Origin of the sequence: Pseudomonas sp. So3.2b (assembly GCF_019464415.1) — a bacterium.
Lineage (GTDB): Bacteria > Pseudomonadota > Gammaproteobacteria > Pseudomonadales > Pseudomonadaceae > Aquipseudomonas > Aquipseudomonas shahriarae.
Genome location: NZ_CP080494.1, coordinates 3823257 through 3844729, shown reverse-complemented (window position 1 = coordinate 3844729; position 21473 = coordinate 3823257). Strand labels below are relative to the sequence as shown.

Annotated in this window: 18 protein-coding genes; 3 read left to right on the top strand and 15 right to left on the bottom strand. The window is 60.5% G+C overall.

Going from position 1 to position 21473, the window contains the following annotated elements:
* Position 1: 1 nt before the first annotated feature.
* From K1X80_RS17180 to K1X80_RS17170, 3 genes are read left to right on the top strand one after another with little or no spacing between them, the layout of a single operon-like run.
* Complete coding sequence (locus tag K1X80_RS17180) at positions 2-802, top strand: carbohydrate ABC transporter permease (protein WP_057960017.1); 801 nt, start codon at positions 2-4, stop codon at positions 800-802.
* Positions 803-812: 10 nt separating this feature from the next.
* Positions 813-1085, top strand: coding sequence for a DUF2160 domain-containing protein (locus K1X80_RS17175; RefSeq protein WP_029293327.1), 273 nt, complete (start codon positions 813-815; stop codon positions 1083-1085).
* A gap of 38 nt (positions 1086-1123) precedes the next feature.
* Positions 1124-2866, top strand: coding sequence for an ABC transporter substrate-binding protein (locus K1X80_RS17170; protein ID WP_029293329.1), 1743 nt, complete (start codon positions 1124-1126; stop codon positions 2864-2866).
* 233 nt (positions 2867-3099) lie between these two features.
* On the opposite strand, the gene nuoN is transcribed toward K1X80_RS17170, so the two are convergent.
* The 15 genes from nuoN to K1X80_RS17095 form a co-directional block, all read right to left on the bottom strand.
* Positions 3100-4563 carry an NADH-quinone oxidoreductase subunit NuoN gene (gene nuoN / locus K1X80_RS17165; protein WP_057441395.1) on the bottom strand — a complete coding sequence of 488 codons (1464 nt, stop codon included), beginning with the start codon at positions 4561-4563 and terminating at the stop codon, positions 3100-3102.
* Positions 4564-4570: 7 nt separating this feature from the next.
* On the bottom strand, positions 4571-6103 hold the full coding sequence (nuoM, locus tag K1X80_RS17160; RefSeq protein ID WP_057445263.1) for an NADH-quinone oxidoreductase subunit M: 1533 nt from the start codon (positions 6101-6103) through the stop codon (positions 4571-4573).
* Positions 6104-6142: 39 nt separating this feature from the next.
* Complete coding sequence (nuoL, locus tag K1X80_RS17155) at positions 6143-7996, bottom strand: NADH-quinone oxidoreductase subunit L (protein ID WP_029293339.1); 1854 nt, start codon at positions 7994-7996, stop codon at positions 6143-6145.
* A complete protein-coding gene (nuoK, locus tag K1X80_RS17150) occupies positions 7993-8301 on the bottom strand; it encodes an NADH-quinone oxidoreductase subunit NuoK (RefSeq protein WP_003174727.1) in 309 nt (102 codons plus the stop codon). The genes nuoL and nuoK overlap by 4 nt, the downstream gene beginning before the upstream one ends.
* A gap of 2 nt (positions 8302-8303) precedes the next feature.
* Positions 8304-8807 (bottom strand): NADH-quinone oxidoreductase subunit J, encoded by a 504-nt coding sequence (gene nuoJ, locus K1X80_RS17145; RefSeq protein WP_017476146.1) that lies wholly within the window; start codon positions 8805-8807, stop codon positions 8304-8306.
* Between the two features lie 9 nt (positions 8808-8816).
* Complete coding sequence (gene nuoI / locus K1X80_RS17140) at positions 8817-9365, bottom strand: NADH-quinone oxidoreductase subunit NuoI (RefSeq protein WP_003174725.1); 549 nt, start codon at positions 9363-9365, stop codon at positions 8817-8819.
* An 11-nt stretch (positions 9366-9376) separates the two neighbouring features.
* Positions 9377-10384, bottom strand: coding sequence for an NADH-quinone oxidoreductase subunit NuoH (nuoH, locus tag K1X80_RS17135; protein ID WP_017737147.1), 1008 nt, complete (start codon positions 10382-10384; stop codon positions 9377-9379).
* A complete protein-coding gene (nuoG, locus tag K1X80_RS17130; RefSeq protein ID WP_057960016.1) occupies positions 10381-13095 on the bottom strand; it encodes an NADH-quinone oxidoreductase subunit NuoG in 2715 nt (904 codons plus the stop codon). The genes nuoH and nuoG overlap by 4 nt, the downstream gene beginning before the upstream one ends.
* A gap of 135 nt (positions 13096-13230) precedes the next feature.
* Positions 13231-14586 (bottom strand): NADH-quinone oxidoreductase subunit NuoF, encoded by a 1356-nt coding sequence (nuoF, locus tag K1X80_RS17125; RefSeq protein ID WP_057441397.1) that lies wholly within the window; start codon positions 14584-14586, stop codon positions 13231-13233.
* Positions 14583-15080, bottom strand: coding sequence for an NADH-quinone oxidoreductase subunit NuoE (gene nuoE / locus K1X80_RS17120; protein ID WP_057441399.1), 498 nt, complete (start codon positions 15078-15080; stop codon positions 14583-14585). Before nuoE ends, nuoF begins: the two co-directional genes overlap by 4 nt.
* 2 nt (positions 15081-15082) lie before the next feature.
* Positions 15083-16867, bottom strand: a complete 1785-nt coding sequence (nuoC, locus tag K1X80_RS17115; RefSeq protein WP_033896875.1) for an NADH-quinone oxidoreductase subunit C/D — start codon at positions 16865-16867, stop codon at positions 15083-15085.
* 72 nt (positions 16868-16939) lie between these two features.
* Entirely contained in the window at positions 16940-17614 is a 675-nt protein-coding gene (locus K1X80_RS17110; protein ID WP_012724951.1) for an NADH-quinone oxidoreductase subunit B family protein, read from the bottom strand.
* Between the two features lie 10 nt (positions 17615-17624).
* A complete protein-coding gene (locus K1X80_RS17105) occupies positions 17625-18038 on the bottom strand; it encodes an NADH-quinone oxidoreductase subunit A (RefSeq protein WP_003219575.1) in 414 nt (137 codons plus the stop codon).
* A 671-nt stretch (positions 18039-18709) separates the two neighbouring features.
* Positions 18710-20035 carry an isocitrate lyase gene (aceA, locus tag K1X80_RS17100; RefSeq protein WP_003219577.1) on the bottom strand — a complete coding sequence of 442 codons (1326 nt, stop codon included), beginning with the start codon at positions 20033-20035 and terminating at the stop codon, positions 18710-18712.
* A gap of 509 nt (positions 20036-20544) precedes the next feature.
* Positions 20545-21270, bottom strand: a complete 726-nt coding sequence (locus K1X80_RS17095) for a secretin N-terminal domain-containing protein (protein WP_057960015.1) — start codon at positions 21268-21270, stop codon at positions 20545-20547.
* Between the last annotated feature and the right edge of the window lie 203 nt (positions 21271-21473).

Below are 21473 nucleotides of genomic sequence, written 5' to 3'. Positions count from 1 at the left end.
CATGAGCAAGCGCAAGGTCATCCCGCTGCTGATCTACATTCTGTTCCTGCTGGTGCCGATCTACTGGCTGCTGAACATGTCCTTCAAGAGCAACACCGAAATCCTCGGCGGCCTGACGCTGTTTCCGCAGGATTTCACCCTGGCCAACTACAAGGTGATCTTTACCGACCCCAGTTGGTACACCGGGTATCTGAACTCGCTGTACTACGTGAGCCTGAACACCGTGATTTCCCTTGCGGTGGCGCTGCCGGCGGCCTACGCGTTTTCGCGCTATCGCTTCCTCGGCGACAAGCACCTGTTCTTCTGGTTGCTGACCAACCGCATGGCGCCGCCGGCGGTGTTCCTGTTGCCGTTTTTCCAGTTGTATTCGTCCATCGGCCTGTTCGACACCCATATCGCTGTGGCTCTGGCCCACTGCCTGTTCAACGTGCCGCTGGCGGTGTGGATCCTGGAAGGCTTTATGTCGGGGGTGCCCAAGGAGATCGACGAAACGGCCTATATCGACGGCTATAGTTTTCCGAAGTTTTTCGTGAAGATCTTTATCCCGCTGATTGGCTCGGGGATCGGTGTCACGGCGTTTTTCTGCTTTATGTTTTCCTGGGTCGAACTGTTGCTGGCGCGCACGCTGACGTCCGTGAATGCCAAACCGATTGCCGCCGTGATGACCCGCACCGTGTCAGCGTCCGGGATTGACTGGGGGGTGTTGGCGGCCGCCGGGGTGCTGACCATCCTGCCGGGCATGCTGGTGATCTGGTTTGTTCGCAACCATGTGGCCAAGGGCTTTGCCCTTGGCCGGGTCTGAGGAAACGATGATGGAATGGATGGCCTGGACCACCCCGACGGCACTGTTCTTTGCGGCGATTGCCCTGTTGCTGGCGGGCATGACCACGTGGGAGCTGCGTTCGCCGAGCATTCCCCGGCGCGGGTTGTTACCGATCAGCACCACCCGTGGTGATCGTTTGTTTATCGGTCTTCTCGGGAGCGCCTACCTGCATCTGCTGGTGATTGGCGTAACCGGCTGGAGCATCTGGGTGGCGTCCGCGCTGTCTGTGGTGTGGCTGTTGTCTGTGATGCGTTGGGGATAGCCACAGGCATCCCTTTTGATCCCAACCAGGAGGTCTCTATGTTCGATAAAAACAATAAGCTGCGACATAGCATTTCATTGGCCGCTGTCTTGGCCCTCAGTGGCCTGAGTGCTGCGGCCTGGGCTGATGCCTATGAAGATGCCGCGAAAAAATGGATTGGCAGCGAGTTCAAACCGTCCACCCTCACCGAAGCCCAGCAACTTGAAGAGTTGAAGTGGTTTATCAAGGCCGCCGAGCCGTTTCGTGGGATGAAGATCAATGTGGTGTCGGAAACCCTTACCACCCACGAGTACGAATCCAAGGTGCTGGCCAAGGCATTTAGTGAAATCACCGGGATCAAGCTGACCCACGACCTACTGCAGGAAGGCGATGTGGTGGAAAAACTGCAGACCCAGATGCAGTCGGACAAGAATATCTATGACGGCTGGGTCAACGATTCCGACCTGATCGGTACGCACTTTCGCTATGGCAAGACCGAATCCATCACCGACCTGATGGCCAATGAAGGCAAGGACTTCACCTCGCCGACCCTGGACCTCAAGGACTTTATCGGCATCTCCTTTACCACTGCGCCGGATGGCAAGATCTACCAGTTGCCCGACCAGCAATTTGCCAACTTGTACTGGTTCCGCGCCGACTGGTTCGAGCGGGCCGATCTCAAGGCCAAGTTCAAGGAAAAGTACGGCTATGAGTTGGGCGTCCCGGTGAACTGGTCGGCCTATGAAGATATCGCCAAGTTCTTCAGCGAAGACGTCAAGGAAATCGACGGCAAGCGCGTGTATGGCCATATGGACTACGGCAAGAAGGATCCGTCCCTGGGCTGGCGCTTTACCGATGCCTGGTTCTCCATGGCTGGGGGCGGCGACAAGGGCCTGCCCAACGGCTTGCCGGTGGACGAGTGGGGCATTCGGGTCGAGGACTGCCACCCGGTGGGTTCCAGCGTGACCCGTGGCGGCGATACCAACGGCCCGGCCGCCGTGTTTGCCACGCAGAAATATGTCGACTGGATGCGCGCCTATGCGCCACCGGAAGCGGCGGGCATGACCTTCTCCGAGTCCGGGCCGGTACCGTCCCAGGGCAACATCGCGCAGCAGATTTTCTGGTACACCGCCTTTACCGCCGATATGACCAAGCCGGGTCTGCCGGTGATGAACGCCGATGGCACGCCGAAGTGGCGCATGGCACCGTCACCACGCGGTCCGTATTGGGAGGAGGGTATGAAGCTGGGGTATCAGGACGTGGGCTCCTGGACCTTCCTCAAATCCACGCCTGAGAAGCAAAAACTGGCAGCCTGGCTGTATGCGCAGTTCGTCACCTCGAAAACCGTGTCCTTGAAGAAGACCATCGTCGGCCTGACGCCAATCCGCGAATCGGACATCAACTCCCAGGCCATGACTGACCTGGCACCGAAACTCGGCGGCCTGGTGGAGTTCTATCGCAGCCCGGCGCGGGTGCAATGGACGCCGACCGGCACCAACGTGCCGGATTATCCGCGCCTGGCGCAATTGTGGTGGAGCCATATCTCGGAAGCCGCCAGCGGCGAGAAAACCCCACAACAGGCGCTGGATGGCCTGGCCAAAGATCAGGACGCCATCATGACGCGCCTGGAGCGCTCCAAGGTGCAGCCGATCTGCGGGCCGAAGATGAACCCTGAGCGCGATGCCCAGTACTGGTTCGACCAGCCGGGTGCACCGAAGCCGAAACTGGCGAACGAAAAGCCCAAGGGTGAAACCGTGAACTATGCCGACTTGCTCAAGTCGTGGGAGGCGGCGCGTAAGTGAGGTAGGGCAGATAGCACAACGGCACCGTGAGGTGCCGTTTTTTGTGGTGTCGCTGCTACCGCCATCGCGGGCAAGCCCGCTCCCACATTGATCCGGTTTCATCATGAGAACACGGTCATGTGTGGGAGCGGGCTTGCCCGCGATGGCGACAGCGGTGGCACCGCATATCTCCCCCCAGAAACGCAAAACGGCACCCAAGGGTGCCGTTCTGTTTACTGCTTGAGCCTAAGCGATCAACCCGCCATCACCGCATGCTGCACCAGGGTGAGCAACGGTTGTGGGTAGACACCCAGGAAGAACGCCAGCAGGGCAATGGCCAGCAGCATCACGCCACCGGCTTTTTGCTCCCAGTGCAGCTCGGCGTCCACACGGCGCAGGTTTGGCTCGATCAGGTACAGGGTGACCATCACGCGCAGGTAGTAGAACACGCCGATGGCGCTGCCCAGTACCAGGGAGGCTACCAGCCACCATTCGTGGGCTTCAACACCGGTCGCGACGATGTAGAACTTGCCGATAAAGCCGGCGGTCAGCGGGATACCGGCCAGGGACAGCATCATCACGGTCAGCACGGCGGTCAGGTACGGACGGCGCCAGAACAGGCCGCGGTATTCGTACAGGGCGTCGGCGTCCCGACCTTTGTAAGGCGAGGACATCAGGGTGATGACGCCGAACGCACCGAGGCTGGTGATCACGTAGGTGACCAGGTACACGCCGATGGCTTCCACGGCCAGGCCTTTGCTCGCCACCAGGGCGATCAGCAGGTAGCCGAAGTGGGCGATGGACGAGTAACCCAGCAGACGCTTGAGGTTGTTCTGGGTCAGGGCCAGCAGGTTACCGAACAGGATCGACGCAATGGCGATCACGGTCAGCACGTCGCTGAGTACGCCGGTGTTGGCGGCAGGGGAGATCTGGAACAGACGCACCATCACCGCAAACACTGCAACCTTGGACGCGGTAGCCAGGAACGCGGCTACCGGTGCCGGGGCGCCTTCGTACACGTCCGGGGTCCACAGGTGGAACGGTACCAGCGACAGCTTGAACGCCAGGCCGATCAGCATCATGGCCAGGCCCAGTTGGGCAAGCGGCGCAGGCATGCTGGTGGTGGCCAGTGCGTGGCCGATACCGCTGAAGCTCAGGCTGCCGGCTTCGGCGTAGAGCAGGGCCATACCGAACAACAGGAACGCGGAACCGGCGGCCGACAGCACCATGTACTTGATGCCGGCTTCCAGGGAGCGCTTGTTGAAGAAGGCGTAGGCCACCAGGCCGTAGGTCGGGATCGACAGCAGTTCCAGGCCGATGAACAAACCGGCCAGGTGCTGCGCGCTGACCAGCACGATACCGCCGGCCGCAGCCAGCAGGATCAGCAGGTACAGCTCTTCGCGGTTGCCCGGGTAGCCGGTGCCGCCTTCGCCGAGGTAAGCGTGGGCGAGGGTGACGCAGGCCAGTGTCGCAACCAGGATCAACGCGGTGTACAGCAGCGCGAAGTCATCGATCATCACCAGCGGGGTCACCGCCAGTGGGGCGACCTTGAGTGCCGGGATAATCGACAGCAAGGCCAGGTTCAGACCTGCGGTAGACAGCAGGAACGTCTGTGAGTGATTGCGGCGCCAGGCGATTGCCAGCATCACCACCACAATGGTGAGGCTGGTAATCAGCAGCGGCGCAAGCGCGATAAAGTGTTGGATCGTGAATTCCATAGCGCTCTTACCGGGCCGAAGCGAGTTGAGTGAAGGCGGTGCTCAACCACTGCTGCACGCCATGCATCGTGGCGGCAGAGGTGTCGAGGAACGGTTGCGGATACACGCCGATATACACCAGCAATGCCGCAAGGCCGAGCACCATGATCAGTTCGCGAGCATCCATCCCTTTAAGGACAGCGTCCGACTTGGTCGGGCCGAAGTAGGCGCGGTGGATCATGATCAGCGAGTAGACCGAACCGAACACCAGGCCGGAGGTGGCAATCGCGGTGATCCATGGCGCACTGACGAAGCTGCCCATCAGGATCAGGAACTCGCCGACAAAGTTACCGGTGCCCGGCAAGCCCAGGGAGGCGGCTGCAAAGAACAGGCTGATCGCCGGCAGGTAGGCGATACGCGACCAGATGCCGCCCATTTCACGCATGTCACGGGTGTGCAGGCGCTCGTACAGTTGGCCACTGAGGATAAACAGTGCGGCTGCCGAAACACCGTGAGCCAGCATCTGGATCACCGCGCCTTGCAACGCCAGCTGGCTGCCGGAGTAGATGCCGATCAGTACGAAACCCATGTGGGAAACGGACGAGAAGGCAATCAGACGCTTGATGTCGGTTTGTGCGAAGGCCAGGAACGCGCCGTAGAAGATCCCGATCAGACCCAGGGTCATGGCAATCGGCGCGAACTCGGCCGAAGCATTCGGGAACAGCGGCAGGGCGAAACGCAGCAGGCCGTAGGCCGCCGTCTTCAACAGGATACCGGCCAGGTCCACGGAACCTGCGGTGGGTGCCTGGGCGTGAGCGTCAGGCAACCAGGAGTGGAACGGTACCACTGGCAGCTTCACCGCGAAGGCGATGAAGAAACCGAGCATGAGAATGTACTCGGTGGTCATCGACATCTTGGTTTTCAACAGGTCGGCGTAGTTGAAGGTAATCACGCCGGTGTTGTTGAAGTTGACCAGGACCAGGCCCAGGATCGCCACCAACATGATCAGGCCGGAAGCCTGGGTGAAGATGAAGAACTTGGTCGCCGCGTAGATCCGGGTTTTCTTGCCGTCCGAAGAACTGTGACCCCAGAGCGCGATGAGGAAGTACATCGGCACCAGCATCATTTCCCAGAAGAAGAAGAACATGAACAGGTCCAGCGCAAGGAACACGCCGACAACGCCGCCCAGGATCCACATCAGGTTCAGGTGGAAGAAGCCCACGTGACGCTCGATTTCTTTCCAGGAGCAGAGTACCGAGAGGATACCCAGCAGGCCGGTCAGCAGGATCATCAACAGCGACAGGCCATCGAGGGCCAGGTGCACGTTGATGCCGAAGCGTTCGATCCAGACGTGCTTGAATTCAAGCGCGAAGGTTGGATCGACACCCGGTGCCGGAGCAAATGAATAGTCGCCATGGGCCCACAGCCAGAGGCCGAGTGCGAGTTCCAGGGACATGGTCAGCAACGCAATCCAGCGGGGCAGGGTAGCGCCGAAGCGCTCGCCCATCCAGCAGAGCAGGCCGCCGATAAAAGGGATCAGGATTAGCCAGGGCAGAATCATGACGGGCTCGTTTCCTTTCGCAAGTTCGCAAAGTTCATATCAGACCGCTACCACTACGATGGCGCCGATCACCAGCACGGCACCGGCCGCCATGGAAGCTGCATACCAACGCAATTGGCCGGTCTCGGTGCGGCTCAGGGCGGTGTGACCGGCCTTGGCGGCACGCGGGATCAAACCAATGGTCTGGTCGAGCGGGTCTTTGCGCAGTACATGGCTGATCGCAAGGTAAGGCTTGACGAACAGTTTGTCGTAGATCCAGTCGAAGCCCCAGGCAGCGAACCACCAGGCCGAAAGGAAGCGGCCAATGCCACTGTTGGCCACGGCAGTGACGAAGCGACGCTTGCCGAGGAACAACATGGCCGCCAGCAGGATACCGGCGATGGCGATGGCGCCCGAGGCGATTTCCAGGCTGTGCTTGGCGTCGCCGCCGGCATGCCCGACGCTTTGTGGCAGTACGCCAGCCAGTGGCGGGGTGATCATGGCGCCGACGAAGGTCGACAGGATGATCAGCACCGACAGTGGCAGCCAGTGGGAAATGCCGTGACCTGCGTGGGCTTCGGTCTTGGCTTCACCGTGGAACGTGATGAAGATCAGGCGGAAGGTGTACAGCGAGGTCATGAATGCGCCAACCAGACCGGCGTACAGCAGGCCTTGGTTACCGCTGGCAAAGGCTTCCCAGAGGATTTCGTCTTTGGAGTAGAAACCTGCGGTCACCAGTGGCAGGGCTGCAAGCGCCGCGCCGCCGACGATGAAGCTGGCGTAGGCCAACGGCAGTTTTTTCCACAGGCCGCCCATCTTGAAGATGTTCTGCTCGTGGTGGCAGGCAACGATCACCGCACCGGACGCGAGGAACAGCAGGGCCTTGAAGAAGGCGTGGGTCATCAGGTGGAAGATCGCGCCGTCCCAGGCGCCGACGCCCAGGGCCAGGAACATGTAGCCGATCTGGCTCATGGTCGAGTAAGCGAGGATCCGCTTGATGTCGGTCTGCACCAGCGCGGCGAAGCCGGCCAGCACCAGGGTCACGCCACCCACCAGGCCCACCAGGTGCAGGATTTCCGGCGCCAGGGTGAACAGGCCGTGGGTACGGGCGATCAGGTAGACACCGGCGGTCACCATGGTGGCGGCGTGGATCAGTGCCGAAACCGGGGTAGGACCGGCCATGGCGTCTGCCAGCCAGGTTTGCAGTGGCAGTTGTGCCGACTTACCGACAGCGCCGCCCAGCAGCATCAGGGTCGCCAGGGTGATCCAGAAGTCGCCGACCTGGAATTTCTGCGGTGCCAGCACCAGCAGTTCCTGGATATTCAGCGTGCCCACCTGTTGGAACAGGATGAACAGGCCGATGGCCATGAACACGTCGCCGATCCGGGTCACGACAAACGCCTTGAGTGCCGCGTTACCGTTGTTGCGGTTGCTGTAGTAGAAACCGATCAACAGGTACGAGCACAGGCCCACGCCTTCCCAGCCGAAGTACAGGAACAACAGGTTATCGCCCAGCACCAGGAACAGCATGCTGGCGATAAACAGGTTGGTGTAGGCGAAGAAGCGCGAGTAACCGGCCTCACCGCGCATGTACCAGGACGCGAACAGGTGGATCAGGAAGCCCACGCCCACCACCACGCCGAGCATGGTGATCGACAGGCCGTCGACGTAGAGGGCGAAGTCAGGCTTGAAGCCTTCGACCGCCATCCACTGCCACAGCACCAGGGTGTAGTGACCCGCTTCTGGTGGCGCAACGTTGAATTGCCAGATGACGTAGGCGGCGACAATCGCCGACAGGCCAATGGAACCCACGCCGACCAGGGCCGAGAGGTTTTCCGACCAGCGTCCACGGGAGAACGACAGCAGCAGGAAACCGATCAGGGGAAATACGAAAGTCAGAAAGATCATGTTCATCCGCGCATCTCACTGGCAGCGTCGATATCAAGCGTGTGGAAGCGACGATACAGTTGCAGCAGGATCGCCAGGCCAATACTGGCCTCGGCGGCTGCCAGGCTGATCACCAGGATGAACATCACTTGCCCATCCGGCTGGCCCCAACGCGCACCCGCCACGATGAAGGCCAGTGCAGCAGCGTTCATCATGATTTCCAGGCTCATCAACACGAACAGAATGTTACGGCGAACCATCAGGCCGACCAGGCCAAGGCAGAACAGGATGCCGGCGACCGCCAGACCATGCTCCAAAGGGATAGCAGGCATCGTCATTGCTCCTTGGCTTCGTTGCGGCCCAAGTGGAAGGCAGTGATGGCTGCAGCGAGCAGCAGCATCGAAGCCAGTTCGACCACCAGCAGGTACGGGCCGAACAGGCTGATGCCCACGGCCTTGGCGTCTACGGTGGTGTGGCCGATGGCCTGGCCGCTCTGGTGAGCGAACAGTACATACAGCAGTTCAGCCAGCAGCAGCGCCGCCAGGATCACCGGGCCAAGCCAGATGCCGGGCTTGAGCCAGACGCGCTCCTGGGCGACCGAAGCCGGCCCCAGGTTGAGCATCATCACCACAAACACGAAAAGCACCATGATGGCGCCAGCGTAGGCGATCACTTCCAGGACACCGGCAAACGGTGCGCCGAGGCTGAAAAAGGTCATGGCCACGGCGATCAGCGAAATGATCAGGTAGAGCAGGGCGTGCACGGGGTTGGTGTTGGTGATCACGCGAAGCGTGGACACCACTGCAATACCCGATGCGAAATAGAAAGCGAATTCCATCTTTCTTCCTTAAGGCAGCAAGCTCTTCACGTTGATCGGCTCGGCTTCGTTTTGTGCGGCGCCCTTGGGCTTACCGGCAACGGCCATACCTGCAACACGATAGAAGTTGTAATCAGGGTTTTTACCGGGACCAGAGATCAACAGATCTTCTTTCTCGTACACCAGGTCCTGACGTTTGAACTCGGCCATCTCGAAATCCGGTGTCAGCTGGATTGCGGTGGTCGGGCAAGCTTCCTCGCAGAGGCCGCAGAAAATGCAGCGCGAGAAGTTGATGCGGAAGAAGTCCGGGTACCAGCGACCGTCTTCGGTTTCAGCTTTCTGCAGGGAGATACAGCCAACCGGGCACGCCACGGCGCACAGGTTGCAGGCTACGCAACGCTCTTCGCCATCGGGGTCGCGGGTCAGTACGATACGGCCGCGATAACGCGGCGGCAGGTACACCGCTTCTTCCGGGTATTGCAGGGTGTCGCGTTTGCGAAAGCCATGGCCGAAAACCATCACCAGGCTTCGCAACTGGGTACCGGTACCCTTAACGATGTCGCCAATATATTTGAACATGGGTCAAATCCTCACTGAACCGCGCCCGCTGGCGTGTTCAACAACACAACGGCAGCAGTCACCAGCAAATTGATCAGGGTCAGCGGCAGGCAGAAGCGCCAGCTGAAATCCATCACCTGGTCGTATCGTGGACGCGGAATGGAAGCGCGCAGCAGGATAAACAACATGATGAAGAACGCGGTCTTGAGGAAGAACCAGAAGAACGCCAACTGCGGCAGGATGCCGAACGGACCGTGCCAGCCGCCGAAGAACAGCGTGACCAGCAGGGCCGAGATCAAGATGATGCCGATGTACTCACCGACGAAGAACATGCCCCATTTCATGCCGGCATATTCAATGTGGTAACCGTCGGCCAGTTCCTGTTCCGCTTCGGGCTGGTCGAAAGGGTGACGGTGAGTCACGGCCACGCCAGCGATGAAGAAGGTACAGAAGCCGAAGAACTGCGGAATGATGAACCACAGGTTCTGTGCCTGGTACTCGACGATGTCGCGCATGTTGAACGAGCCCACCTGCACCACGATGCCCATCAGCGCCAGGCCCATGAACACTTCGTAGGACACAGTCTGGGCCGAGGCCCGCAAGCTGCCCAGCAGGGCGAACTTGTTGTTACTGGCCCAGCCGGCGAACAGCACCGCGTAGACCGACAGACCGGCCATGGCGAAGAAGAACAGCAAGCCGATGTTCAGGTCCGCCACGCCCCAGGTCGGGGTGATCGGGATGATCGCGAAGGCGATCAGCAAGGCGCTCATGGCCACGACCGGTGCCAGGGTGAAGATCACCTTGTCGGCAAACGGCGGGGTCCAGTCTTCCTTGAAGAACATTTTCAGCATGTCGGCAGCGATCTGGAACATACCAAATGGGCCAACGCGGTTCGGACCGTAACGGTCCTGCCACCAGCCCAGCAGGCGACGTTCGACGAAGCTGAGCAGGGCGCCCGCGACGACCACGGCCAACAGGATCACGATGGCCTTGACGACCGAGATGATCACGTCGATCACTTCAGGGGTGAACCAGGTCATTGCGCTGCCTCCTGCAGACCGTCAACGGTTTGGCCAAAGATCGCAGGAGGAATCCCGGCGAGGCCTTTTGGCAGTGCAACCAGGCCAGCACCCAGCTCGTCGTTGATGCGCAGCGGCAGACGCAGGGTCTGGCCGGCTACGTTCACGCTGAGCAGGGCACCGTCGTTGACGCCCAGGCGATCGGCTTCGGACTTGGCCACGGACACGTAGGCTTGTGGAATGCGCTCTTGCACCGGTGCGGCTTTGGAAGAGGTCTCTTCGCTGCCGAACAGGTGGAAGAACGGCACAACCTGCCAGGTGCCCTGGGCCGGGTTGAACGGACGCGGTACTGCAGCGAACCAGTTCAGCGAATCGCCGGTGCTTTCGATCAGGCGGGTGCCTGGGTCGCCAGCGCGGATATGACCACCGACTTCGTCCTGGAACTTGTTCCAGGCCTGCGGCGAGTTCCAGCCCGGCGACCAGGCAAATGGCACCTGCTGACGGGGCTCGACCGAACCCGAGTAGCCTTCCATGGAGAAGGCGAACGCGGTGTCGTTGTCTTGCGGGGTACGCGGTTCGTGCACGCTGATATCCGCGCGCATGGCGGTACGCCCGGAGTAACGCAGCGGTTCACGGGCCAGCTTCATGCCCTTGATGCGGAACGCGGCGGACGGTGCGGCATCGACGATACGCGCCAACTGCGGTGCGCTCGCGGCGACGGCTGCTGTGACGTGGTCGAGCTGGGTCCAGTCGATCGGCTGGTTCAGCAGGGTTGCGCGCAGGGCATGCAGCCAGCGCCAGCCTTCGTGAACCAGGATGCTGGCGTCCATGTACTTTGGATCGAACACCTGGAAGAAGCGCTGGGCGCGGCCTTCCTGGCTGACCAGGGTCCCGTCGCCTTCGGCGAAGGTGGCGGCTGGCAGCACCAGGTGGGCGCGGTCGCTGGTGGCGGTCTTCTGGTGATCGGCGACGATCAGCACTTTGGCAGCATTCAGCGCTGCATCGACCTTGGTCGCATCGGTGCGGGTGTACAGGTCGTTTTCCAGTACCACGATGGCGTCCGCAGTGCCGTCGATCACGGCTTGCAGGGCACTGTCCAGGGACTCGCCACCGAGCATGGCCAGGCCAAGGCTGTTGGCTTCCGGCACGACCAGGCTGATGGAGCCGTTCTTCTCGCGCAGCTTCAAGGCTTTGGCGATGTTGGCGGCGGCCTCGATCAGCGCCTTGGAACCCAGCGAGGTACCGGCAATGATCAGTGGACGCTTGGCCGCCAGCAGGGCATCGGCGATGCGCTGGGCCAGGGCTGCAGCTTCTGCGTCCAGGCCTTCGACGGCAGGGGCGCTGGCGTCGAGGGCGTGGGCCACGGCGAAACCGATGCGAGCCAGGTCGTCGGGCGCTGCGTGTACGCATTCTTCGGCGATATCGTCGAGCTTGGTTTCAGCCAGGCTGGCGATAAACAGCGGGTTCAGCGCGTGCTGGCCGATGTTTTTCACCGCGGCGTCGAGCCACGGCTGGACGCGCATGGCGTCGGCCATTTCTTCGGCCTTGCCTTTGACCGACTGGCGCAGCGACAGGGCGATACGTGCGGCGGTCTGGGTCAGGTCTTCACCGAGCACGAAAATCGCGTCGTGGTCTTCGATGTCGCGCATGTTCGGTACTGGCAGCGGGCTGTCATTGAGCACTTGCAGGACCAGGCGAATGCGCTCCAGCTCACCGGCTTCGATACCGCTGTAGAAGTGCTCGGCGCCTACCAGTTCGCGCAACGCATAGTTGCTTTCGAGGCTGGCGCGTGGCGAACCGATACCCACGATGTTGCGCCCGCGCAGCAGGTCAGCGGCTTTATCCAGCGCCGCGTCCAGGCTCAGCTTGGCGCCATCGGCCAGCAGTGGCTGGCGAGGGCGGTCTTCGCGGTTGACGTAGCCATAGCCGAAACGGCCACGGTCGCACAGGAAGTACTGGTTGACCGAACCGTTGAAGCGGTTTTCGATGCGACGCAGTTCGCCGTAGCGCTCGCCCGGGGAGATGTTGCAACCGCTGGAGCAGCCATGGCAGATGCTCGGCGAGAACTGCATGTCCCACTTGCGGTTGTAGCGCTCGGAGTGGGTCTTGTCGGTAAACACACCGGTCGGGCAGACCTCGGTGAGGTTGCCGGAGAACTCGCTTTCGAGCACGCCGTCTTCAACGCGACCGAAGTACACGTTGTCGTGGGCGCCGAATACGCCCAGGTCGGTGCCGCCGGCGTAGTCTTTATAGAAGCGCACACAGCGATAGCAGGCGATGCAGCGGTTCATTTCGTGGGAAATGAACGGGCCGAGGTCCTGGTTCTGGTGGGTACGCTTGGTGAAGCGATAACGGCGCTCGTTGTGGCCGGTCATCACCGTCATATCTTGCAGGTGGCAGTGACCGCCTTCCTCACAGACCGGGCAGTCGTGGGGGTGGTTGGTCATCAGCCATTCGACAACGCTGGCGCGGAACGCCTTGGATTCATCATCGTCGATGGAAATCCAGGTGTTGTCGGTGGCCGGCGTCATGCAGGACATAACGATACGACCACGGGTGTCGTTTTCGTCGGTGTACTGCTTGACCGCACACTGGCGACAGGCACCGACGCTACCAAGCGCGGGGTGCCAGCAGAAATAAGGGATGTCGAGGCCTAGTGACAGACACGCCTGTAACAGGTTGTCCGCCCCATCGACTTCGAGCGCTTTGCCGTCTACGTGGATAGTGGCCATGGTTCAAAGTTCTTCGTTGGCCCGTTGTCAGCGGGCGTGGCTAATGGAATCTTGTTATTCATGTGCATCAACACAGCCTTCAAGGCGTCAGCACATGACAAGGCGAAGGGCACGGACCCTTCGCCTATTGAAGCGTTACGCGCCGACTACGATCGGCTTTGCCAGAGGCGGGACGGCGGCGCTTTTGGGCGCGATGCCGGCTTCGAACTCCGAGCGGAAGTACTTGATTGCGCTGCCCAGTGGCTCCACGGCGCCCGGTGCGTGAGCACAGAAGGTCTTGCCCGGGCCGAGGAAACCCACGAGGCCCAGCAGGGTCTCGATATCTCCCGGCTGGCCTTCGCCTTTCTCGATCGCCATCAGGAGCTTGACGCTCCATGGCAAGCCATCGCGGCACGGGGTGCAGAAGCCACAGGATTCGCGAGCGAAGAACTGCTCCATGTTGCGCAGCAGCGAGACCATGTTCACGGTGTTGTCCACCGCCATCGCCAGGCCGGTACCCATCCGGGTGCCCACCTTGCCGATGCCGCCGGCATACATCTGTGCGTCGAGGTGCTCGGGCAACAGGAAACCGGTGCCGGCGCCGCCTGGCTGCCAGGCCTTGAGGGTGTAGCCGTCGCGCATGCCGCCGGCGTAGTCCTCGAACAGCTCACGGGCGGTCACGCCGAATGGCAGTTCCCACAGGCCAGGGTTCTTGACCTTGCCGGAGAAGCCCATGAGCTTGGTGCCCATGTCTTCGCTGCCTTCGCGGGCCAGGGATTTGTACCAGTCCACGCCGTCGGCGATGATCGCCGGCACGTTGCACAGGGTCTCGACGTTGTTCACGCACGTAGGCTTGCCCCACACGCCAACGGCGGCAGGGAAGGGCGGCTTGGAGCGTGGGTTGGCGCGGCGGCCTTCGAGGGAGTTGATCAGGGCGGTTTCTTCACCGCAGATATAACGCCCGGCGCCGGTATGCACGAACAGTTCGAAGTCAAAACCCGAACCGAGGATGTTCTTGCCCAACAGGCCTGCGGCCTTGGCTTCGGCCACGGCACGGTTCAGGTGCTTGGCGGCGGTGGTGTATTCGCCACGCAGGAAGATGTAGCCCCGGTAGGTTTTCAGCGCACGGGCACTGATCAGCATGCCTTCGATCAGCAGATGGGGCAGTTGCTCCATCAGCATGCGGTCTTTCCAGGTGTTGGGCTCCATCTCATCCGCGTTGCACAGCAGGTAACGGATGTTGATGGATTCGTCTTTAGGCATCAGGCCCCACTTCACACCCGTGGGGAAGCCTGCACCACCGCGACCTTTAAGGCCTGCGTCCTTCACGGTCTGGACGATATCGTCCTGGGCCATGTCGGCAAAGGCTTTGCGCGCTGCGGCGTAACCGTTCTTGGCCTGGTACTCGTCAAGCCATACCGCCTCGCCGTCGTCACGCAGGCGCCAGGTCAGCGGGTGAGTCTCGGCCGAACGCTTGATCAGGTTGGCGGGACCAAAGGAAGTCAGGGTCATGGGTAGCCCTCGAGCAATTGGGTGACGCCAGCAGCCTGGACGTCACCGAATGTGTCGTCGTCGATCATCAACGCCGGCGCCTTGTCACAGTTGCCCAGGCAGCACACCGGCAGCAGCGTGAAGCGACCGTCTGCAGTGGTTTGGCCCAGGCCGATGCCCAGCTTGCTCTGGATCGCGTCGACCACCGACTCGTGGCCACCGATGTAGCAGACCATGCTGTCGCACACGCGAATGATGTGGCGGCCGACCGGCTGGCGGAAGATCTGGCTGTAGAACGTCGCCACGCCTTCCACATCGCTGGCCGGGATGCCGAGGATCTCGCCGATGGCGTAGAGGGCACCATCGGGCACCCAGCCACGTTCCTTCTGGACGATCTTCAAGGCTTCGATAGACGCCGCGCGCGGGTCTTCGTAGTGATGCAGCTCGTGCTCGATGGCCGAGCGCTCGGTTTCACTCAAGGTGAAACGGTCTGTCTGGATAAGCGTGCTGTTCATGCTTAGCGGTCCACGTCGGCCATAACGAAATCGATACTACCCAGGTACGCAATCAAGTCCGCGACCATCTCGCCTTTGATCACCGAAGGGATCTGCTGCAAGTGGGCAAAGCTTGGGGTACGAATCCGGGTGCGGTAGCTCATGGTGCCGCCATCGCTCGTCAGGTAATAACTGTTGATACCCTTGGTCGCTTCGATCATCTGGAAGGACTCGTTGGCCGGCATGACCGGGCCCCACGAGACTTGCAGGAAGTGCGTGATCAGGGTTTCGATGTGCTGCAGGGTGCGCTCTTTAGGCGGCGGCGTGGTCAGCGGGTGATCCGCCTTGTACGGGCCGGCCGGCATGTTGCGCATGCACTGCTCGATGATTTTCAGGCTCTGGCGCATTTCTTCGACGCGCACGATGCAACGGTCGTAGGCATCGCCGTTGGCCGCCAGCGGGACTTCGAACTCGAAGTTCTCGTAGCCGGAGTACGGGCGCGCCTTGCGCAGGTCGAAATCGCAACCGGTGGAACGCAGGCCAGCACCGGTGACGCCCCATTCCAGGGCCTCCTTGGTGTTGTACTGGGCGACGCCGATGGTCCGGCCCTTGAGGATGCTGTTATCCAGCGCAGCCTTTTGGTACTCGTCCAGACGCTTGGGCATCCAGTCGATGAATTCCTTGACCAGGCGCTCCCAGCCGTTCGGCAGGTCGTGGGCCACACCGCCGATGCGGTACCAGGCCGGGTGCAGGCGGAAGCCGGTGATGGCTTCGATGACCTTGTACGCACGCTGACGGTCGGTGAAGGTGAAGAACACCGGGGTCATGGCGCCGACGTCCTGGATATAGGTACCCAGGAACAGCAGGTGGCTGGTGATCCGGAAGAACTCGGCCATCATGATGCGGATGGTGTCGACGCGGTCCGGAACCTTGATCCCGGCCAGCTTCTCGACCGAGAGCACGTACGGCAGGTTGTTCATCACGCCGCCGAGGTAGTCGATACGGTCGGTGTACGGGATGAAGCTGTGCCAGGACTGGCGTTCGGCCATTTTCTCGGCACCACGGTGGTGGTAGCCGATGTCCGGTACGCAGTCGACGATTTCTTCGCCGTCCAGTTGCAGGATGATGCGGAAGGCACCGTGGGCCGAAGGGTGGTTCGGGCCCAGGTTGAGGAACATGTAGTCCTCGTTGGTGCCGGAGCGTTTCATGCCCCAGTCTTCCGGACGGAAGCGCGCCGCTTCTTCTTCAAGCTGTTGCTTGGCCAGGTTGAGGCTGAACGGATCGAATTCGGTGGCGCGGGCAGGGAAGTCCTTGCGCAGCGGGTGACCTTCCCAGGTTGGCGGCATCATGATGCGCGTCAAGTGCGGGTGGCCCGGGAAGTCGATGCCGAACATGTCCCAGACTTCGCGTTCGTACCAGCTGGCGTTCGGCCAGATACCGGTCACGGTCGGGATGCTCAGGTCGCTTTCCGACAGGGCGACCTTGATCATCACGTCGCTGTTACGTTCCAGCGACATCAGGTGATAGAACACGGTGAAATCAGCGCCGCTCGGCAGCCCCTGGCGCTTGGTGCGCAGACGCTCGTCCACGCCATGCAGGTCATAGAGCATGACGTACGGCTTGGGCAGGTTGCGCAGGAAGGTCAGGACTTCGACGAGCTTGGCACGCGCCACCCACAGCACCGGCATACCGGTGCGTGTGGCCTGGGCAGTGAAGGCGTCAGGGCCAAAACGGTTATTGAGTTCGACGACCACATCCTGGTCGTCTGCCTTATAAGGCGGGATGTACAGAGCACTGCCTGTAGTCATGGTTTTTTATCGCTTTCGGTCAACGTAAAGAATGAAGCCAGGTTTTCGTTCTATAAAAGAAGCGGTTCTGGATCAGACTTCGTCGGGGCTGCGCAGGTTGGTGACTGCGATTCGCTGTTCGCGGCGCTGTTCCTTTTGTGACGGCATCTCGGCGCGGTACACGCCTTGATCGCCGACAACCCAGGACAGTGGGCGACGCTCCTTGCCAATCGACTCCTGCAGCAGCATCAAGCCTTGCAGGAAAGCTTCAGGGCGGGGCGGGCAGCCAGGCACGTAGACGTCCACGGGCAGGAACTTGTCGACCCCCTGAACCACGGAGTAGATGTCGTACATGCCACCGGAGTTGGCGCACGAACCCATGGAGATAACCCACTTCGGCTCGAGCATTTGCTCGTAGAGACGCTGGATGATCGGCGCCATCTTGATAAAGCAGGTACCGGCGATAACCATGAAATCCGCCTGACGCGGCGATGCCCGGATAACCTCGGCGCCAAAGCGCGCGATGTCGTGGGGCGCCGTGAAGGCGGTGGTCATTTCCACGTAGCAGCACGAAAGGCCGAAGTTGTACGGCCACAGGGAGTTCTTACGCCCCCAGTTGACCGCGCCACTCAGCACGTCTTCCAGCTTGCCCATGTAGATGTTTTTGTGGACTTGGTCTTCTAACGGATCGGAGACGGTTTCCCGCTCGCCGATGGGGTACTGATCGTTAGGAGCATCCGGGTCGATCCTGGTGAGATTGTATTGCATCGCCAAAGCCTCATTGTTTCAGCTTCGCTTGCCGCTTGCGACGAGCTTCCGGAGCCCAGTCAAGGGCGCCCACTCGGAACAGGTAGACAAGACCTGCCAACAGAATTGCTATGAAAACGAGAGCTTCGACGAATCCGGTCCAGCCGCTTTCGCGGACGGACACAGACCAGGCAAAGAGAAAGAGGGCTTCGATATCGAAGATCACGAACAGCATCGCGACCAGATAGAATTTGGCTGAGAGCCGCAAGCGGGCGCCACCTGTAGGTAGCATGCCGGACTCGAACGGTTCGTTTTTGCTGCGGCCCCAGGCTTTTGACCCGAGGAGGCTGGAAACACCGAGCATGAAGGCGCAGAGGCCGACAACACCGAGGAGGAAAATGGCAAAGCCCCAGTTGTGGGCCATGAGTCCTGTCGCTTCGGTCATGCTGGAAATCCTTAACAGAGAGCAAAGGTCTCTGAGCTCGAAAAAGTAACGACGCAGTGACGATATGTCGCAGCGCAATCAATCGCGGTGATTTTATGGCTAAACACCTAGCAAGTAAAATTCCTGTGGCTAAATTATTCGCTGAAATAAGGACATAGTGCACCTTTGTGGGGCTGTAGCCCAGACGCTGCGGGCATTAGCTTGATTTTAATCAATTGTGTTTTGTTTAGGGTGTAACGAAGTTTTATTGCTCTAAATGATAATGAATATTGTTTGCGAGAGTTTTAAGCGGGTGTTGAGTGCGTCGCGGGGAAAGTTGTTGTTACTTGCCCGTATGGCGCAAGTTGCCAGCGCGCAACTTTTAACTGATTTTTCCTAAGCCAATACCGCTCTGGATCAAGGTTTTGCTCAAAAAGACGTTTTGACTCGGTTTCTGTGGGAGTCGGGCTTTTCGGATCGCCGCATCGCCGCGATGGCGGTGGGGCATTAGGCAAATGGGTGGCTGAAACGCCGCTACCGCAGGCAGGCCAGCTCCCACATTGGGTTTCGGGAGGGGGGGCAGTAACCTTTCGCCCAGGCAAAAAAACGCCCCGAACCAGTCGGGGCGTCAGATCGTGCGGCACTGCGGTTAGCTTTCTATCGGGCCCGCAATGGCCGTGTACTCAGGTCACTTAGTGAAACTGTTCTTCTTCGGTCGAGCCGGTTAGCGCGGTCACGGACGAGGTGCCGCCCTGGATCACGGTGGTCATGTCGTCGAAGTAGCCGGTGCCCACTTCCTGCTGGTGCGCCACGAAGGTGTAGCCTTTGGCGGCGTCAGCGAATTCCTGCTCTTGCAGCTTCACGTAGGCAGTCATGTCGTTGCGGGCGTAGTCGTGCGCCAGGTTGAACATGCTGTGCCACATGTTGTGAATGCCGGCCAGGGTGATGAACTGGTGCTTGTAGCCCATGGCGGACAGTTCGCGCTGGAACTTGGCGATGGTCGCGTCGTCCAGGTTCTTCTTCCAGTTGAAAGAAGGCGAGCAGTTGTAGGACAGCAGTTGGTCCGGGTATTCCTTCTTGATCGCCTCGGCGAAGCGACGGGCTTCGTCCAGGTCTGGCTTGGCGGTTTCGCACCAGATCAGGTCGGCGTACGGTGCGTAGGCCAGGCCGCGGGCAATTGCTTGATCCAGGCCAGCGCGTACCTTGTAGAAGCCTTCCTGGGTGCGCTCGCCAGTCACGAACGGCTGGTCGTACGGGTCGCAGTCCGAAGTCAGCAGGTCAGCAGCGTTGGCGTCGGTACGGGCCAGGATGATGGTCGGCGTGCCGGCAACGTCAGCTGCCAGACGGGCAGCGGTCAGCTTCTGTACGGCTTCCTGGGTCGGAACCAGTACCTTGCCGCCCATGTGGCCGCATTTTTTCACGGAAGCCAGTTGGTCTTCGAAGTGCACGCCGGCGGCGCCTGCTTCGATCATGCTTTTCATCAGCTCGTAGGCGTTCAGTACACCACCGAAACCGGCTTCGGCGTCAGCCACGATTGGCGCGAAGTAGTCGATGTAGCCTTCGTCGCCCGGACCTTTACCGGCTTTCCACTGGATCTGGTCGGCGCGGCGGAACGAGTTGTTGATGCGCTTGACCACGGTTGGCACGGAGTCCACCGGGTACAGCGATTGGTCAGGGTACATGGACTCGGCGGAGTTGTTGTCCGCAGCCACTTGCCAGCCGGACAGGTAGATCGCCTGGATACCGGCCTTGACTTGTTGCACAGCCTGGCCGCCGGTCAGGGCGCCCATGCAGTTGACGAAATCTTTCTCGGGGCGGAAGGACGGCTTGGCGCCCTGGGTAACCAGCTTCCACAGCTTCTCGGCGCCCAGTTTTGCAAAGGTGTGCTCGGGTTGAACCGAGCCGCGCAGGCGGACGACGTCAGCAGCGGAGTAAGCGCGAGTCACGCCTTTCCAGCGTGGGTTTTCAGCCCAGTCTTTTTCAAGGGCTGCAATTTGCTGTTCGCGTGTCAGTGCCATGGGGAAAAACCTCGTCGCGTCTTTTGTGGAAAAACTACTGGGTTGAAAATTCCGTTTTGCCAGCCACGCATTCAGTACGTGGTTATGGCTGCTCGCTGACCAGAAGCTTAGGCGGTCAAGTTGGGCTTGGCGGGGAAGGCGACGGGATGAACGATAGGCTCAAGGGAGAAAGTGAGCAGGTAGAGGCGAACCGAGAACAGTCTTCGGGCGTCGTGGGCCTTTGTACGATCCAACAGTGTGTTGCCGGGTTACCTGGTTAGCTTCCGTCCCTCGGGACAACTTCGTTCCAGTCGCAACCTCGTCAAACACGCCTTGTGGGCGGTACAGACACGAATCGGCTCAGGTGGGTAACTTGGAGCGACGATCCGAAGGCCCTTGCCAGGGCCCCTGATTAGCGGGAGCGAGGCCATCATGCCCATGCTTTTTTGGATCGTCAAATGTTTTGTAGTGCTTTTTTTATGGCACTACATCTTTGGTCTAATACGACTAATCAGTCAGTTTTTGGTGCTTCAGTTCAAGGTGTCGACTTTGACCCGCACTGTCAGGTCATCCCGGCCCTGGGTCGAGTAGGTGCGGGTCGCGCCCTGTTTGTCGGCCTGGGTCTGGCGATTGATGCCGGCCAGCGTGATCCACTCACCCAGGCGCCCGCTGACGGTTGTGTCGGTACTTTGCACGTTCACTACATCGGGACGCTCCTGGCTCATGCGGTCACGATTGGTGCTGATGCTCAGGTGCACGGTCTCGCCGGTGACGCTGGCGGTGACATAGAAGCCCTGGGTGACGTTGCGGTACTGGGTCTGGTTTTGCGGGCGGCCATAGGCGTCGGGCTGGGTGGTGGTCAGTGGCACGCTCTGGCCGACCTGGATCAGTGCGGGCACGCCTTCGCTGGCCTGGATCTGCTGGATCCCGCCGTCACGGCTTTCGGTGCTGTAGGTGATGACCTGGCGGTTGGCCTGCTGATTGTTTTCGTTGGTGTCGACGGTGATCAGCAAGCGTTTGGAGGGTGTATCCAGTTGTGCGAGCAGGGCGCGCAGGGCCTGGATCTTGTCGGGCTCGGCATTGACGATCAACTGATTGCCGTAGGCGCTGACAGTGCCGTCCTTGCCAATGAAATTCTGCGCCACGGGTAACAGGTCGGCGCTGGCGCGGTTGTTCAAGGGTACGACTTCGGTGGCTGCCATTGCCGAAAAGCTGACGGCCATGAGCAGGCTGGCGACTAGGGTGCGTAGGGACATGTCCGTTATCTCTGCAAGTCATTTGGGCTTGATGGTGCCAGTTTATCGGCCCGGCGGGGCGTAAGTTGAATCGTAGACGGCAAAAGGCCCTGGCATCGGTGGATGGCAGGGCCTTTTTGGGGGGCTGCTAATGACGCCTTCGCGAGCAAGCCCGCTCCCACTTTTGACCGCATTTCAGGGGTCGAGCTCGATCAAGTGTGGGA